Below are 14,972 nucleotides of genomic sequence, written 5' to 3' on the forward strand. Positions count from 1 at the left end.
TATGTGGCGGTCTCGGGGGCCAGGTGGGGTTCGGCCCTGCCAGACCGGTGGGGTTTTAAAATGACCCACCTGACCGCGTGCTATGGAGGCGACATGGCCAGAGCGCCGCGCGGACAGTCCCTGGAACGCTGGGAGATCGCTCTTATCAAGGCGATGCTAGCGCGCGGAGGCTACAATGACCAAGAGGTCCTGGCCCATTTTACGCGACCGACGCGATCAGTGAACCATCGCGCCATCGCGGAAATCAGGACGGCGACGAAACACCGAACTGTAAGGTCCGCCTCGGCTGACGAACTCGATGAGTTTCTTTCCGCCTGGCCCGAGATCGATCCGGAAACCGGTCTGAGCCTGCGGGGCGACGAACTTCTGATCAAGGCGCGCGAGGCGATGATCGCCGCCGTCCACCTGTTCAACGGGGCTGGCCTGACCTTTCGGACGGAGTTGTTCATCGTCACCACGGTGATCGCGTGGACCTACCTGCTGCACGCCTGGTTTCGGCGAGAGGGGATCGACTATCGCTATCGCGAGGCTGACGGCTCCATTCGCAAAACCAGACAGGGCGAGGATTGTTATTGGGAGTTGGGCTATTGTCTGCGGCATGCTCGTCGTCCCGTGCCGCAGGGCGCGGTCCTCAATCTGGAATTTCTGCTGGAACTCCGCCACGAGATCGAGCATCGCTCCACCAGCAGGATCGACGATCAGGTCAGCGCCAAACTTCAGGCCTGCTGCCTGAACTTCAATGATGCCATCAAGGACTGGTTCGGCCCGCAATACGGGCTGGAACGCCGCCTTCCGATCGCGCTCCAATTCGTCACCTTCAGCTCCGAGCAGCGCACGGCCTTGAAGCGGGCATCGGCTCTTCCGCCGCACATCGCCACGATGATGGATGCCTTCCACTTAGGCCTGGACGATGCTCAGCAAGCCGACCCCGCCTTCGCGTACCGGGTCGCTTTCGTGCCCAAGGTCGGCGGGCGAGCGTCGAACGCGGATCTGGCCGTCGAGTTCGTGAAGGCCGACTCCGCCGAAGGAGAGGCGATCAACCGAGTTCTGCTCAAAGAGGTCAACAGGCGGCGCTACACGCCATCCGAGGTTTGGGAGCTCATGCAAGCCGAGGGCTATCCTCGTTTCAATCGGGCGCGGCACACTGAGCTCTGGCAACAGCTCGACGCGAAGAACGTGGCCAGAGGGTTTGGCCAGCCTGGCGACTATCGGAACACCTGGGTCTGGTTCGACTCGTGGGTGGAGCGGGTCCGGGTCCACTGCCAGGAACAGGCTGATCGCTTCCGGTGACGACCGCCGGCTGGGGCGCCCTTCAGGGCGGTGGGCGAGCGGCCGGCTTCGGTCGCCGAGGGGAGGGCGGGCAGCACCGGAGGCCTACGGGGCGAGGGTGGTGACGGTCTAGGGCAGGATAGGCTTTGCGCCGGCAATGTCTGACAGACCCGCTCTCCGATGGACCGCATCACCCTTCGCCTCCCGCCCGACCTGACCCGCCGGTTCGACGCCGCCGCCGCCGGTCAAGGCGGACGCTCGCGGCTCCTTCGACGGCTCATGGAAAGCGCCGCCCAAGCGTCCCTGCCGACGCGGGAGGAAGGGCCGCCCACGGTCAGGTCGGGCAAGCTGACCCTGCGTCTGGGCGAGACCGACCTGCGTCTCCTGGAGGTCGAGGCGACCGCGGTGGGCCTGTCGCGAACCCAGTGGAGCGTCGCCCTCATCCGTCGCCGTCTGCATGATCGGCCGCAGTTCAGCCGGCCCGAAGCTCTGGCGCTGATCGAGGTGCGCCGCGAGCTCGGGCGCATCGGCGTGAACATCAACCAGATCGCCCGCGCCCTGAACACCGCCGTGATGGACGGCGTCGTGCTGGATCTGGAACTGGCTCAACTCGGCGCTTTCCAGGCAGAGATTTCGGCATGGGTCGACGCGCTCGGCGAGGCCTTCGAGGGCAATCTCGCCTACTGGGCACCGGCGTCGTGACGGACTTCCGGTCATCGCGCGGGTTCGAGGAGGTGCTGCGTCCGCCCGTCGATATCCGTCGCGCCCGGATCACGCCCGCGGTGCTGCGGCCGGCTCGTGGGGGCGGCGGCGATCCGTCCGCCCGGTTCGCGCGAGTGGCGCGGCGAGCGCCCGAGGTGATGGTGAAGATCACCGGCCGGACCCGGGACGGCGCCCATCTGAAAGCGCACCTGAACTACGTCAGCCGCAACGGCGCCCTGGCGCTGGAAGGTCCTGACGGGGAGCGGCTGGAAGGCCGTGGACAGGTACGGGATCTGGCGCGCGACTGGGCCGAGGAGTTCGCGCTCGAGCCGGGGCGCAGACGGGACGCCTCGATCAGCCTGTCAATCGTGCTGAGCATGCCGGCCGGGACCGACGCCGTCCGCCTGCAGGACGCGGCGCGGGCGTTCGCGGCGGAGACGTTCGGCGAACGCTTTCGCTATGTCTTCGCCCTGCATGACGAAGGGCGGCACCCGCATGTTCATCTGACGGTGCGAAGGCTCGGGCAGGACGGCGAGCGGCTGAATCCGCGCAAGGCGGACCTGCAGGCCTGGCGGGAAGGGTTCGCGCGCGCTCTTCGCGACCGGGCCATCGAGGCCGAGGCGACGCCGCGCCGGACGCGGTGCGTCGCCCGCAAGGCCGAACGCCTCCCGGTGCGCAAGATGCGGGAGCGGTTCGCCGCGGGGCAGGGGCCTTTGCCTGCGGTGCTCGCCGTCGCCTATCGGGCGGCGCTAACCACGGACGGAGGCGAAGCGCCGTGGCTGGAGGCGATCCGGACGCGTGAAGTGGGCATCCGGCGCGTCCTGGTGGCCGAGGCCCTGCGTCTGTCGCGATCGGAGCGGCCCGGGGATCGCGCCCTTGCCGCTCTGGTGGAGCGGTTCGTGCGGGAACGGCCGGCGGCGATCACGCGGGATCAGGCGCTGCGACAGAGGGGTGAGACACAGCGCGACCCCGGTCGGACCCGTGAGCGTTAGGTCGGCCTTCATCGGAGCCGTCGACGTCGCGTTTGCGAAGTGTCAGAAATTGTCCTCTATTTCTGACACGGAGGTTGTCATGCAAGTACTCGCCGATCAGATCATGGAGCGTGCCTCGACGCTGCCGGAAGGCGCGCCAATCGCCGCCAAGTCGCTGCTGCACCTGGGCACGCGCGCGGCGGTAGACCAAGCCCTGTCGCGGCTGGTTCGCCGGGGCCGGCTGATGCGCGCCGGTCGCGGCGTCTACGTGCGCCCGCTGGAAGGCCGTTTCGGTCTTCGACCCCCATCCGTCGAGAAGGTGGTGCGCGCCGTGAGCGAGCAGCGCGGCGAGGTCGTCGCTTCCAACGGCGCTGCGGCGGCCAACGCCCTGGGTCTGACCACCCAGGTGCCGATCCGCATGGTCTATCTGACCAATGGGAGAAGCCGCACCTTCAGCGTCGGCAAGCAGACGGTGGAATTCCAGCACGCGCCCGCATGGCAGCTGCTCCTCGCTGATCGTCCGGCCGGCGAGGCGGTTCGCGCCCTGGCCTGGCTCGGGCCGGACAAGGCCGGAATGGCGCTCGAAACCTTGAAGCGAAAGCTGGGACCCTCGGCGTTCGGCGAACTCGTGTCCGTCGGGCCGCGTCTGCCGACCTGGCTGGCGCGCTCGGTCAGTCAGGCGGCGCATCTCTGACGTCTTCCTGCAGCTCTCCACCGGGGACCGGATCGAGGCGGAAAGTCGCTTCTGAAGAACCACCCCAGCCTAACGCTAGCGCTGCCGGTCGCGTCCGTGCACTGGCTCGCGCTCCGTCGGGCGGGGGCGGCCCGCGCGCGCCCAGGCGGCCTCGAGCAGGCGCGTCTGGATCGTGGGGTCGGGGACGAGGCGCGCCACCACGATGGCCGCCCGCGCCAAACGCTCGGCGAGCGCATCCTGCCCCTTCGAGGGTTCGGCGTCTCGCCGGGGCGATGGACGATCGAGGCCGGCGGCCTGCCGGTCGCGCTCGCGCGGTCGATGGCCCTGCACCTCCATCCCCAAGGCCTGGGCCTGAATCCAGACCTCGCGACGGAAGGCCGGATCGCCCGACACCCGAACCTGGTCCCAGCCGCGATGGCGGGCGATCTTGAGCATGTCGATGACGGCGTCGGGGTAAGCCTGGTTGGAGACGAGCGAGCGGCCGCGATCACGGAACATCGGCTCGGCCGCGCGATGATCGCGGAAGAAGCGTTCCGGCCGGCCCCGCAGGTCGCGCTCGACCAGATAGCGGTCCAGCACCGCCTCGGGCACGTCGCCCTTGGCGGTGGAGGGGCGCGACCCGGTCGGGCCTGGCGCGGGACCGAGGCGGTTGGACGGCGGGGCGGTGTCCGGCGTCTTCACGGCTCACGCTCCAGCACGGCCGTATCGACGACCCGGTCCAGCCAGGCGCCGACGGCGTCTTCATCCGCCCCTACCTTAGGCGGCGGCAGACCTTCGGCGGCGAAGGCGCGAGCGATGACGTCGAAATCCATGGGATCCTCCTCCACAACGGGGGGCGAAGTCGGCGCGGCGACCGGAGCCAAGTCAGGCGCGGGCCGCAGTCGGCGCTGGAAGGCGCGCTCCCGGAAATAGGCGATCTTCCGGCCCCGGACCGGGGGCAGGCCGGCCTTGAGAACGATCAGGGCTGGCTGCGGGAGCTGCATCAGCTCCTGGGGCAGCATCAGCGCGCGGCGCTGATCGGACACCGTCGTGCTGCGCCGACCCGGGCTGAGCCCCGTCGGCCGGCTGCGGCTGCGGCCGTCCGTCGTATAGGCGCCGAGCCGATCGCTGAGCTCCTGGGCGATCTTGAGCTCCTTGGGCGCAAAGACGATCTCGACCCCGCAGTTGGTCATGACCTCCTCGGCGACGTCCGGACCATAGATCGCCCTCAGCTGCGCGGGGCTTTGAAGCACCGCCAGCAATCGCAGGCCGTAGCCGGCGACCCAGGCGAAGGCGTGGGCCAGGACCGGCGCCGGCCCGAGACGGGCGAACTCGTCGAGGACGATCAGGGCGGGACGGTCGGCGGGACCGGGCAGGGCGCGGCTGTTCAGATCGACCAACTGCTGGAAGAGCAGGGCGTAGAGTGGCTGGATCCGCAGCATGTTGTCCGGCGTGGCGCCCAGATAGAGGGAGAGGCGGCCGCCGCGCAGGTCGCGCAGGTCGAAATCGGACGCGGCGGTGGCGGCATCGACCCGTGGGTTGAGCCACAGCCCCATCCGGGTGGTGATCGACTGGCGCACCGAGGCGAAGGTGTTTTCGCTGGAGCTGGTGAAGTCTGTGAGCGCGGCCACGACCGGTCCGGGCAGGGGGCGACCCTCCTGTTCCCGGGCCGCGACGATCCGCGGCAGCCGCGCGCGGGCGTCGCCGGCGGTGAGCTGGCGGAAGATCTCGCCGAGGGTGAAGGGGCGTTCGGCGGTGGCCGCGACATAGCCGCCGACGCCGATAAAGCCGGTTCGCGACGCCTCGGCCCAAAAGGGATCGGCGCGTTCGTGGACCGGGAACAGCATCACTGCCATGCGCTGCAGCTCGTCCAGCACCGCGATCGGATCCGCGCGATCGACATGGCCCAGCGGGTTGAAGCGCGCCGTGCGGCCGTCCCGCGCCAGGGGGTCGAACAGATGAACCGTCTGGCCGGCCTCGGCGCGATAGCCCGCCGTGGCGAGGAAATTCTCGCGCTTGATGTCCAGCACGACCACGGAGTCCGGCCAGGCCAGCAGATTGGGGATGACCACGCCGACGCCCTTGCCGGTGCGGGTGGGGGCGTAGAGCATGACGTGTTCGGGACCGTCGGCGATGAGGAAGCCGCCGTCGGCACGCCCCAGGACGATGCCGCGGTGCGCCCGCAGCCCCGCGCGCCGTTGTTCCGACCCCGAGGCCCAGCGCGCGGCGCCGTGCAGGGGCCGGCGCCGCGTGAGCAGGACGGCCGCGACGAGAACCACGCCGACCAGGGCCGAAACCGAGACGCCGACGGTCAGCCAGCGGCGCACCTCGGGATCGTGGCGATAGTACCAGAGCCAGGCCGGGACCCGGGCCGGGTCGATGGCGTCGGAGAACTGGCCCAGACCGACCAGGGCGATGAGGAGGGCGAGGACGGCCAGAAGGCTTAGGGCGGCCAGGCCGCCCAGGGCGACCGCCGCCGCCCTAGCCCCCGGGCTGGCGCTTGCGAACCGGGTCATGCCAGACCTCCGTCACGCGGAAGCGCCCGTCGACCTTCTTCATCTGGACGACGACGTCGACGAGCAGATGCAGCAGGGCGCGGATGTCCTCGCGGGGCAGGTCGCGCCCGCCTTCGGACTCCCGCACCAGCAGGGTAAGTTGCTCGAAGGCGAGGGCGGCGGAATCCGCATGCACCGTGGTGATCGAGCCCGGATGGCCCGAGTTGACGTTGCGCAGATAGAAGAAGGCCGTGCCGTCCCGGAGCTCCTGCAGCAGGATGCGGTCCGGTCGCATGCGCAGGGCGCTTTCCAGAAGCTCTTTCGGCCCGATCCTGGCCAGCCCCTGTCCGTCCTTGGAATAGACCAGATGGACGACGTTGCGGTGCGGCACCACGAACTCGCGGGTGTCCTCGATGGTCAGCAGGCGCTCATGGTCCGGTATGAGTTCGATCAGTCCCTTGGCCAGGGTCGTCTTGCCCGAGCCGGTCGCACCGGAGATCAGGATGTTGCGCCGGGCGGTGACCGCCAGCGTGAGGAAGGCCGGCCAGTCGCCGGCCTGCCGCAGACGGATCAGTTCCGCGTCGACGAGGTCCGTGGCGACCGCCTGGGCGTCGGCGACCTCGTCGAACAGCCCGGCCGCCGCGAACTCCGTCAGGCCGAGCCGGCGCCGCGACGGCTTTCTCAGGGTCAGGGAGAGGCCGCCGTCCGCCGCCACTGGCGGCAGGACGATCTGGCAGCGCACGTCGCCGGGCAGGGTGGTCGAACAGATCGGCTGTTCGGGGCCCACGTCCTGACGGGTGTAGGCCGCGGCCGCCACCGCCAGGGTGCGCAGCCAAGCCTCGGTCAGTTCGGGTGCCTCGGTCCAGCGCCAGGCTCCGTCCGCCTCGACCCCGACCTCGCCGGGCCGGTTGATGACGACCTCGGTCACCGCCGCCGGCTCCAGAAAGGGGCGGAGCGGCGCGAGGTAGTGATCCAGGACCGAAGTGTCATCCATCACCGGGGCCGCAACTGATAGACCCCGGCGAAATCGAGGTCCTGGGCCACGAAGATCGACACCTCGGCGCCCTGGACTTGGCGCAGCGTCGGCGGGATCTCGACCGAACCCTGGAGGGCGACGCTCGCCGCATCGGATGGGACGCGGGCCATTGAGGACGCGCCGTCGTTCCGGCCGGCGGCGGCATAGACGCCGTCGTCGACGATGGAGAGCAGCAGGGCGCCGCCGAACCGGTCCCAGAAATGGGTGTCGACCACGCCGTCGAACCCCGATCGGCCCAGGGCGTCGGCGGCCGGGGAGGCCAGGGCGACGGCGACCCCGGTTGGCGTCACCGCCCGTGTCCAGAGGACGAACAGCCGGCGCCGGCCCTGCTGAAGCCCGCCGCGATACTCGCCCAGAACCCGGGTGCCGCGTTCCATCAGGACCACGGCTCCGTTGTCGGACCAGACGTCGCGCGGCAGGACGCAGGTCACATAGCCCGGCGTGGTGCTGTCCAGGGCCGTCTGCAGGACGCAGGGCACGCTGGTCCCCGCCGTGACCAGAAGGTTGCGGTCGGGCAGGTGGCCGGCGCGCGTCTGGCCCACGGGCGTGAGCTGACGCAGCTGGTCGAGCGACGTCGGTTCGCCTGGAGGCGTCGGCGTCGTCAGGGCCGGCGGTGCGCCCGGCTGGCCGCCGCCCGCCCGGCTATAGGCGAGGACAGGCGCGCGCCGGGCGCTTTCGGCCAGGGCGCGCCGCTGTTCCGCCGGACTGGGGCCGGATCGGGGTGTCGCGCCATCCCGGGGCGCGGTTTCCAGAGGGGGAATGGCCTCTTCGCCGGTCAGGGTCGGCGCGTCGGGATCGACCGCGGCGTCGCTCAGCAAGGGCGGCGCCTCGCGCCGGGCGGGCTCGAACGGTGCCGTCTGCCGGGCGGGCTCATCGCGACCGGCCGGTTCGGCGCCGCCGGCGTCGCCGCGATCCCAACTGGCGATCAGGAAGACGCCGCATCCGACGGCCAGGGCGGCCAGGGTGATGACCTTGCCCTGACGACCGCCGAGCCGTCCGGCGATCGGCGAGACGCCGCGATCGGCCGGAGCGGAGGGCGGGCGAGGCGCGTCGGCCGGCGGCGTGGGATCGGGCGCGCTCATGACCGGCTTCCGAGAGGCGCGCGATCGACGACCGGCGAAGCCGTCCCGGTGCCTAGGCCGACTCCGCGGGCGTCATAGGCCTCGTTGAACAGACACAGGACCGACGGACCCCGCCTCAGCCGCAGACCCCGCGTCACGCCATGGATCACCACGAACTCGCCGCGGACATCGTAGGGGATCAGGCGCTCCGACCCATCCTCGCCGACCTCGAACACGGCCGGCAGGGCCTGGACGCCAGGGAAACGCAGCACGGTGAAGCGGCCGTTGTCGCTGACCTCGCTCGGCTGCAAGGCGGCGTCGCCCTGGGCGGACCAGGCCAGATTGCGGGTCCCCTCGACGACGCCGCGCTCCAGCTCCAATCCGATGAGGCGCTGCTCGATGGCCTCGGCCTGGACGGCCAATGCGCGGGCCGCCTGGGCCTGTTCGTCGGCCGGGTAGCGGAACCGGACCTGATAGGCGATCGCCGTCCGGTCGCCGGCCTCGCGGGCGAGCAGCTCGAAGGCGTAGTGCCGGACCGCGCCGTCGCGCTCTGTGACGACCAGGAGGTTGGTCGCCTGATGACGTTCCCGAGGCTTGAGGAAGAGCACCGAACCCTCGGCGGCCACCTCCCAGGCGACGCTGTCTCCGACGGCGGCATGGCGGATGGTCTCCTCCGGCGAGAAGACGATCTGGGTCGCCGTCCGGAAGGCCCCGGCGATCCGGTAGACGGCCGCCGGATCATAGGTGAGCTCGCGAATCCGCGGATCGAGCGGGGCCTGCGCCGCGACCGGGGTCACGAGGGCGAGGGCGGCGACCAGGGGCAGGAGGGAAAGCGGGCGTCTCATCGGATGACCTCCGGATCGGCGCGGTAGGACGTCACCTGGAAGCCGAGGGGGTTCCTCAGCCGGTCCGGCTCGGACATCGGCGCGCGGGTGTAGGTGAAGGCGATGGTGGCGATCCAGTCGCTCTCCACCGTCTGCTGGGCCTGGCGGACCGTGCGGTGGAAGCGGACGTTGGCGACGCCGTCGTTGATGAAGCCGATGGCGCGGATCGAGATGATGGCCTCGCCGTCGCGGCCGTAGAGGTTCTGCGGGCTTGCGGGATTGGAGCCGCGGAACAGATCGGCCCAACGCCGCTGCTCGGCCGGGGCCGACAGGATGGAGACCAGCCGGAAGGCGTCCTCGGCGGCCGGATCGAGGTAGCCCTCCCGCTGGCGCACATACTGGCCGAGGAAATATTTGCTGACGGCCTCGTCGTAACGGACGGGCCCATCCTCGGCCGAGAGGCCGCGCATGACGTCGACCGCGCCGGTCGCCTGGTCCACCCGGATGACGAAAGGTTCGGTGGACTTCAGCGGGGTCAGCATCGCCACCGCGCCGGTCGCGATCACCGCCAGGCCCGTGGCCAGGGCGGCGGCCGACCAGGCCAGGCGTCGGGACCGGAGCGCTGAGGCCAGACGGTCCTGGTCCCAGCGTCGCGCCTCGGTGAAGTAGCGCTTCAGGTCAGGGGAGGGGACGCCGCTCATGCGCAGCCTCCCGTATCCGAGCTTACGGCCTCGGGGACCGATGGGGGTTCGGTCTGCGGCGCGAGCACCGAACCGTGGGGATTGGCGGGCCGCCGGGCCGAGCCGTCGCAGGTCGGCAACGCCGGATCGCCCCGGTGGGCGCAGGCGCCCAGCAGCATAAGGCCGGCGAACAGGAAGGAGCGATAGGTCATGTCAGGCGCCTCTCGGTCGGATGGTGCCGCCGCCCCTGGGCGGTTGGCGACTGGCTTCTTGCGGACCTTGAGACCGGCCGGAGCCGCTCCCGCCCAGGGCCGCGGCGTTGGCGAAGTCGGCGAGGCCGGCGCTGGCGCCGCCCGCGATTCCGGCGGCGATGGCCGGGGTCTGCAGAAAGAAGATCGCCCCGAGCAGGCACAGGGCGATGAAGATCAGCCCGCCGATCATCGGGTCGGCTCCCTGGATCGCGCCCCACTGGTCGCGCACGAGCGACAGGACCAGCTGGAAGATGACGATGATCAGGGCGAACAGGACGAGATAGTTCACCGCCTGGCTGAGCCAGCCGAAGAAGAAGCGGCGGGTGGCGTCGAACAGGGCGCAGGCGATGAAGATGGGGCCGAGGGTGACGAGCAGCGCCAGAGCCAGTTTGGCCACCAGCACGACGCCGAACCCGAGGGCGGCGGCCAGGGCGCCGACGATGAAGACGGCGGCCGACACCACCCAGGGCCCGGGATTGAAGGCCGAGCCCTCGCGCGAGATGTCCTCGCCCAGCCAGGCCGCATAGGCGAAGAACTGGTCGAAGGCCGCGCCGACGCTCGGCGTGTCCGCGCCGCTGACGGCCCGGGTCAGGGCGTTGGGCAGGCCGGTGAACAGCGGCTCGGTGACGAAGGTCGAATAGGCGGCCGTGGTCGCCAGCAGATACAGAAAGGCCAGCTTCAGCGACCGGACCGCGAAATCCATCACCGGTTCGCTGATCGCGCCCCTCAGGATGGCGACGCCGTAGAGCACGACATAGAGGACCAGGGCGATACGCAGCGGTCCCTCGACCTCGGCGATCACCGACGACAGACGGTCGCCGAGGAAGACGTTGAGCCGTCCGTCGATGAAGTCGTAGCTGGGCTCGAAGACGCGAAAGCTCATCGTCGGGCTCCTCAGAAGGCCCGCTCATAGGCGCGCATCCGCGCCTCGCGCTGCGCGTCGGTCAGACCGCGCCGCGCCGCCTCGCATTCGCCGTCGGCCCGGACGGCGTCGCAGGCCCCCACGACCGCCTCGGCCGCTTCGGGATCGGCGGCGAAGTCTTCAGCGGTCCGGTCGGTCGCCCCGCAGCCGACGAGGCCGAGCGCGACGAGGAGCGCGGACCGTTTCACTGGAACGCTCTTTCGTAGACATCCATGCGGGCTGCCCGGGCGGCCTCGGCCCGTTCCCGGGCGCGCTGCTCCTCGAGGCGAGCCTCGGCCGCCTGGGTCAGGGCGAGACCCTGCAGCCGGACCTGTTCGTTCTGGATCAGCGCCTGTTCGGCCGCGAGGCGGGCTCCAAGGTCCATGACGGCGCGGGCGTTGGGCGCGGTGTCGAGGGCGGAGCGCAGCGTCTCCAGACCCTGCAGGCGGCGATCCGCCGCGCCGCCGACGGCCTCGCCGATGGCGAGATCCCGTGCGGTCCGCGCGCCGGTGCGTTCGAGGCTGTCGCGGTAGTAGGCCTCCGCCGAACCCGGATCGCCCGCCGGCGGCGTGTAGAGCCGGGTGTCGCGGCGGATGGCGTCGGCCCGGTCGGCCAGGTCGCCGAGCGCGGACAGATCGCCGTCGGCCGCCGCCCGCAGCGCGCGCGTATCCGGAAGCGGATTGCGCACCTGCGGTAGGCCGAGTTCGCCGGCCAGGGCGTTGACGTCGGACAGGTCGTTCAGGCTGTCGAAGAGCTGCTGGCCCTGCTCGATCTGGGTCTGCAGCGCCCTCAGCTGGTCCAGGGTGGTGCGGGCCTCCTCGACCATCTGGGCCAGGGCCCGGGGGTCGTGGACGATCTGCTGCGCCTGGACAGCCGGCGCGCCGGCGAGGACGAGGGCGGCGGCCGCCGCGGCGAAGGGGATGCGGGCTCTCACAGGAACCTCCTCTGGTCATGGAAGGGATCGCGCCACAGCGCGTAGTCGTCGCCGACCTCGGCGCGGAGGCGGTCGAGCAGGGCGGTGGTTTCGGTGCGGCCGGACAGGACCGACAGGGCGTCGTCCATGCCGCTCAGATCCAGTTCCACGACCACGCTGGCGTGGCCTTGCTTGACCAGGAAACGGTGCGACTCCGGGGTCAGGACCTCGCGCACCAGTCGGAACTCCTCCTGGGTGAGGCCGAAGCCGTCGATGTAGTCGCGCGCCTGGCCGTGGGCGTTGGGCAGGAAGATCTTGGTCGCGCACTGTTCGAGGATGGCGTGGGCGATCGGGGAGCGCAGGGCGTCGGCCGGAGACTGGGTGCCGAACACCATCAGGGCGTTCTGCTTGCGCCAGGTCTTGAGCCCGTCCCGGGCCAGTTCCGTAAAGGCCGGGTCGCCCAGCACCTTCCAGAATTCGTCGATGTCGAGGACGAGACGACGACCGTCGACCCGTTCGGCGATGCGGTGGAACAGATACAACATCGCTGGCGTGCGGACCTCGTCGTGGTCGAGCACCTGGGTGATGTCGAAGCCGGCGAAGCGGGCCTCCAGGCTGAGGGCGTCCTCGTCATTGTCGAGGACCCAGCCGAGGGGACCGCCCCTTTGCCACCGCTCCAGCCGCGCGCCCACGCCGCCGGCGTCGCCCTGGCCGAGCAGGCTGCGCAGGGCGGCGATGGACCGGCGCTCTACCGGCAGGGCTTCCAGCGCGGCCACGCCCTGATCGATGGCGCGGGCCTGGGGCACGGTCAGGGTTTCGTCCGGGCGGGCGACCAGGGTCCGGACCAAGCGCACGAGGAAGGCGCGGTTGGCGGGACTGGGGGCGAGGGCCTTGAACGGGGCGAAGCCGGTCGGTTCGCCGTTGCGAAGGGCGAGATAGGTCCCGCCGCAGGCGCGGACGAAGATCTCGGCGCCCCGGTCCTTGTCGATGAAGAGCTGCTGGGCGTTGAACCGCTCCAGCTGCGCCAGCATGAAGTTCTGGACCACGGTCTTGCCCGACCCCGAAGGCCCGCAGATGAAGGTGTGGCCGAGATCGCCGACATGGAAGTTGAAGTAGAACGGCGAACCCGCCGTCGTGCGCAGCACCGCGACGGCATCGCCCCAGTGGTTGCCGCGCGCCTTGCCCACCGGATGTGCGTGAAACGGCGCCAGGGCCGCGAAATTGCGCGAGGTGATCGCGGCCGGTCGGGTGCGACGGGCGAAGGCCCCGGGGAATTGGGACCAGAAGGCCGCTTCCAGGCCGAGATCCTCGCGCGCCACGACGAGGCCGGAGTCCGCGAGGATGGCGCGGGCCTTGGACAGGTGGTCCGCTAGCGCGGTTGGCGTGTCGCCGTGGACGAGGATCGAGGCCTGGTGCTCGCCCATGACGAAGCGGTTGCTGACAAGGTCGTCGAGCGCGTCCGACAGGCCGGTGATTTGCGAGGCCGCGCGGTCCCGCGCCGAGACCATCTGATTCTGCTTGCGCTCCATCACCGCGCGGGCCGAGGCCTTGGACAGGAAGGCGAAGGACTGGCTGATCACGAAGCCGAAGCGGACGCTCAGCAGTTCGTCCCACAGTCCGGGGCGGGTCGTGGCCGGATATTCCTTTATGGCCAGGACGCCGGCGTAGCGCGCCTCGGCGGCGTCCCGCAGTTCGAGGGTCTCGCGTCCGAAGATGGCGCGCAGGGTGTAGACCGCCGAACCAAGGTGGCCGAACACGATCGGGACCGAAGAGCGGCGCCCGGTGAGGACCAGCCGCATGACCTCCATCGGTTCGGAGAACCACAGGCCCGCACGCTCGTAGAGACCGAGCCGGTGCGGCGCATAGCGGCCGAGATACTGGACCAGGTCGCGCCCGGCCTCCTCGATGCGCTGGATATGGGCGAACTCGACCTCGGCGTCGTTGCGGCGCGCCGCCCTCAGGCGTCTGGCGAGCGCCGCGGCCCGGTCGCCGGCGTCCCGACCCGGATGCAGGACGAGGGTGACGAACAGCTCGTTGATCCAGAGCCGCCGTCCCGCGACACGGTCGTCGTAAAGGGCGCCGAGTTCCCCGGCGAAGACCGAGCGGAAGCCAGCGGCTCGCTCCAGCTCGACCGGGCGTCGCACCACATGGTGCCAGACCGCCAGTCGATCGTCGGCGAGATTGCGCCAGGCCTGGTTGAGCTTGACGTGCCAGTCGTTGAGGTCCCGGGCGTCGGCGGTCTCGAAGCTGGCGCCGTCGACCTGGAACACCATCATCAGGGCGCCGCTGTCGAGCGCCACCACATGATCCGAGACGTGACGGGCGTAGGGCAGGTGCGGCCGGGCGTCGGCCTCGCGCCGCAGTCGCGCCGGAGGAACGCCGCCCTCAGCCACGGGACAGCTCCGCCAGACGATAGCGGCGGACGAGGGGAAGGGGCGTCGCCGAGCTCCCGCCCCAGAGGGCCGCGTTGCGCGACCGGCCCTTGGTGTCGACATAGACGAACAGCAGCCGGAAGGCGTTGTGGTCGGCCCGGCAGATCGCCCGGAACACCAGGTGCAGGGCCGGGGCAACGAGGAGGTAGAGCAGGCTGCCGCCGACGAGGAAGACGACGCCCGACCCGATGACGTTGACACCCATCGCTTCCATGGGCACGCCGAGGATCATCGCCGGCCGCGTGCAGGCCAGGAACAGCGGATCCTCGGTCAGACGTTCGTCAGCCATGGGGTCCTCCCGCCGACAGGCGCGACAGGGCCAGGCCGATGGCCAGGCCCGAACCGAGCCCGGCGAGGATCTGGGCGAACCGCTTGGGCGAGATCAGCTTGAGGCTGAGCATCAGACACAGGGCGAGAAAGGCCGACGCCGACCCGATCCACAGCCAGGGCGCAGCGCCGGTCATCAGGCTCCGCCCGTGATCAGATTGACGATCTCGGCCGCGCCGAAGACCACGACGATGCCGAGCACCACGATCGCCGCCCGGCGCAGGTCGAACAGGCCGAACATCCACAGGATGCCGACGACCACGACCGCCAGTACGGCCAGCAGACGGGCCGTATTGCCGGTGAGCATGTCGACGACGTTCTGGAGCAGGCCTTCGACATTGGCCGACGCGAACGCCGGCTGAACCAGGAGAAGGCTTGCGGTGCAGGCGATGGCGCCGGCGGCGCCGAGCCTGCGAACGGTCGCGGGTGCGGTCATC

18 protein-coding genes are annotated in these 14,972 nt (G+C 70.4%); 4 read left to right on the forward strand and 14 right to left on the reverse strand.

Going from position 1 to position 14,972, the window contains the following annotated elements; genetic code table 11:
• Window positions 1-60: 60 nt before the first annotated feature.
• The 4 genes from GGQ87_RS11625 (at window position 61) to GGQ87_RS11640 (ending at window position 3,636) form a co-directional block, all read left to right on the forward strand.
• The gene (locus GGQ87_RS11625; protein WP_209282548.1) at window positions 61-1,290 is read left to right on the forward strand and encodes a DUF3644 domain-containing protein; all 1,230 of its coding nucleotides are present in this window, start codon (window positions 61-63) and stop codon (window positions 1,288-1,290) included.
• A gap of 159 nt (window positions 1,291-1,449) precedes the next feature.
• Entirely contained in the window at window positions 1,450-1,971 is a 522-nt protein-coding gene (locus tag GGQ87_RS11630) for a MobC family plasmid mobilization relaxosome protein (protein ID WP_168047971.1), read from the forward strand.
• Window positions 1,968-2,963, forward strand: coding sequence for a relaxase/mobilization nuclease domain-containing protein (locus GGQ87_RS11635; protein ID WP_342448354.1), 996 nt, complete (start codon window positions 1,968-1,970; stop codon window positions 2,961-2,963). The genes GGQ87_RS11630 and GGQ87_RS11635 overlap by 4 nt, the downstream gene beginning before the upstream one ends.
• Before the next feature lie 79 nt (window positions 2,964-3,042).
• Window positions 3,043-3,636 (forward strand): DUF6088 family protein, encoded by a 594-nt coding sequence (locus GGQ87_RS11640; protein ID WP_168047972.1) that lies wholly within the window; start codon window positions 3,043-3,045, stop codon window positions 3,634-3,636.
• Window positions 3,637-3,711: 75 nt separating this feature from the next.
• Here GGQ87_RS11640 and GGQ87_RS11645 read toward each other — a convergent pair whose 3' ends face one another.
• The 14 genes from GGQ87_RS11645 to GGQ87_RS11710 are packed head-to-tail and all read right to left on the reverse strand — an operon-like array spanning window position 3,712 to window position 14,971.
• Window positions 3,712-4,317, reverse strand: a complete 606-nt coding sequence (locus GGQ87_RS11645; protein ID WP_168047973.1) for an LPD7 domain-containing protein — start codon at window positions 4,315-4,317, stop codon at window positions 3,712-3,714.
• Window positions 4,314-6,131, reverse strand: coding sequence for a type IV secretory system conjugative DNA transfer family protein (locus tag GGQ87_RS11650; protein ID WP_168047974.1), 1,818 nt, complete (start codon window positions 6,129-6,131; stop codon window positions 4,314-4,316). The genes GGQ87_RS11645 and GGQ87_RS11650 overlap by 4 nt, the downstream gene beginning before the upstream one ends.
• Entirely contained in the window at window positions 6,097-7,104 is a 1,008-nt protein-coding gene (virB11, locus tag GGQ87_RS11655; RefSeq protein ID WP_168047976.1) for a P-type DNA transfer ATPase VirB11, read from the reverse strand. Before virB11 ends, GGQ87_RS11650 begins: the two co-directional genes overlap by 35 nt.
• Window positions 7,104-8,228, reverse strand: coding sequence for a type IV secretion system protein VirB10 (gene virB10, locus GGQ87_RS15275; protein ID WP_209282549.1), 1,125 nt, complete (start codon window positions 8,226-8,228; stop codon window positions 7,104-7,106). Before virB10 ends, virB11 begins: the two co-directional genes overlap by 1 nt.
• Complete coding sequence (locus GGQ87_RS11665; RefSeq protein ID WP_168047978.1) at window positions 8,225-9,052, reverse strand: TrbG/VirB9 family P-type conjugative transfer protein; 828 nt, start codon at window positions 9,050-9,052, stop codon at window positions 8,225-8,227. The genes virB10 and GGQ87_RS11665 overlap by 4 nt, the downstream gene beginning before the upstream one ends.
• Entirely contained in the window at window positions 9,049-9,732 is a 684-nt protein-coding gene (locus GGQ87_RS11670) for a VirB8 family type IV secretion system protein (RefSeq protein ID WP_168047980.1), read from the reverse strand. The genes GGQ87_RS11665 and GGQ87_RS11670 overlap by 4 nt, the downstream gene beginning before the upstream one ends.
• The gene (locus GGQ87_RS11675; protein WP_168047982.1) at window positions 9,729-9,923 is read right to left on the reverse strand and encodes a hypothetical protein; all 195 of its coding nucleotides are present in this window, start codon (window positions 9,921-9,923) and stop codon (window positions 9,729-9,731) included. Before GGQ87_RS11675 ends, GGQ87_RS11670 begins: the two co-directional genes overlap by 4 nt.
• A 1-nt stretch (window position 9,924) precedes the next feature.
• Window positions 9,925-10,845: a TrbL/VirB6 family protein gene (locus GGQ87_RS11680; protein WP_168047984.1), complete on the reverse strand. Its 921-nt coding sequence runs from the start codon at window positions 10,843-10,845 to the stop codon at window positions 9,925-9,927.
• Between the two features lie 11 nt (window positions 10,846-10,856).
• Window positions 10,857-11,072 carry a hypothetical protein gene (locus tag GGQ87_RS11685; RefSeq protein ID WP_168047986.1) on the reverse strand — a complete coding sequence of 72 codons (216 nt, stop codon included), beginning with the start codon at window positions 11,070-11,072 and terminating at the stop codon, window positions 10,857-10,859.
• Complete coding sequence (locus GGQ87_RS11690; protein WP_342448355.1) at window positions 11,069-11,797, reverse strand: TrbJ/VirB5 family protein; 729 nt, start codon at window positions 11,795-11,797, stop codon at window positions 11,069-11,071. The genes GGQ87_RS11685 and GGQ87_RS11690 overlap by 4 nt, the downstream gene beginning before the upstream one ends.
• Entirely contained in the window at window positions 11,794-14,169 is a 2,376-nt protein-coding gene (locus GGQ87_RS11695; RefSeq protein ID WP_342448356.1) for a VirB4 family type IV secretion/conjugal transfer ATPase, read from the reverse strand. Before GGQ87_RS11695 ends, GGQ87_RS11690 begins: the two co-directional genes overlap by 4 nt.
• Window positions 14,162-14,497: a VirB3 family type IV secretion system protein gene (locus GGQ87_RS11700; RefSeq protein WP_168047990.1), complete on the reverse strand. Its 336-nt coding sequence runs from the start codon at window positions 14,495-14,497 to the stop codon at window positions 14,162-14,164. Before GGQ87_RS11700 ends, GGQ87_RS11695 begins: the two co-directional genes overlap by 8 nt.
• Complete coding sequence (locus GGQ87_RS11705; RefSeq protein WP_168047992.1) at window positions 14,490-14,672, reverse strand: hypothetical protein; 183 nt, start codon at window positions 14,670-14,672, stop codon at window positions 14,490-14,492. The genes GGQ87_RS11700 and GGQ87_RS11705 overlap by 8 nt, the downstream gene beginning before the upstream one ends.
• On the reverse strand, window positions 14,672-14,971 hold the full coding sequence (locus tag GGQ87_RS11710; protein WP_168047994.1) for a TrbC/VirB2 family protein: 300 nt from the start codon (window positions 14,969-14,971) through the stop codon (window positions 14,672-14,674). Before GGQ87_RS11710 ends, GGQ87_RS11705 begins: the two co-directional genes overlap by 1 nt.
• Window position 14,972 lies beyond the last annotated feature (1 nt).

The organism is Brevundimonas alba (assembly GCF_011927945.1).
GTDB classification, from domain to species: Bacteria; Pseudomonadota; Alphaproteobacteria; order Caulobacterales; family Caulobacteraceae; genus Brevundimonas; species Brevundimonas alba.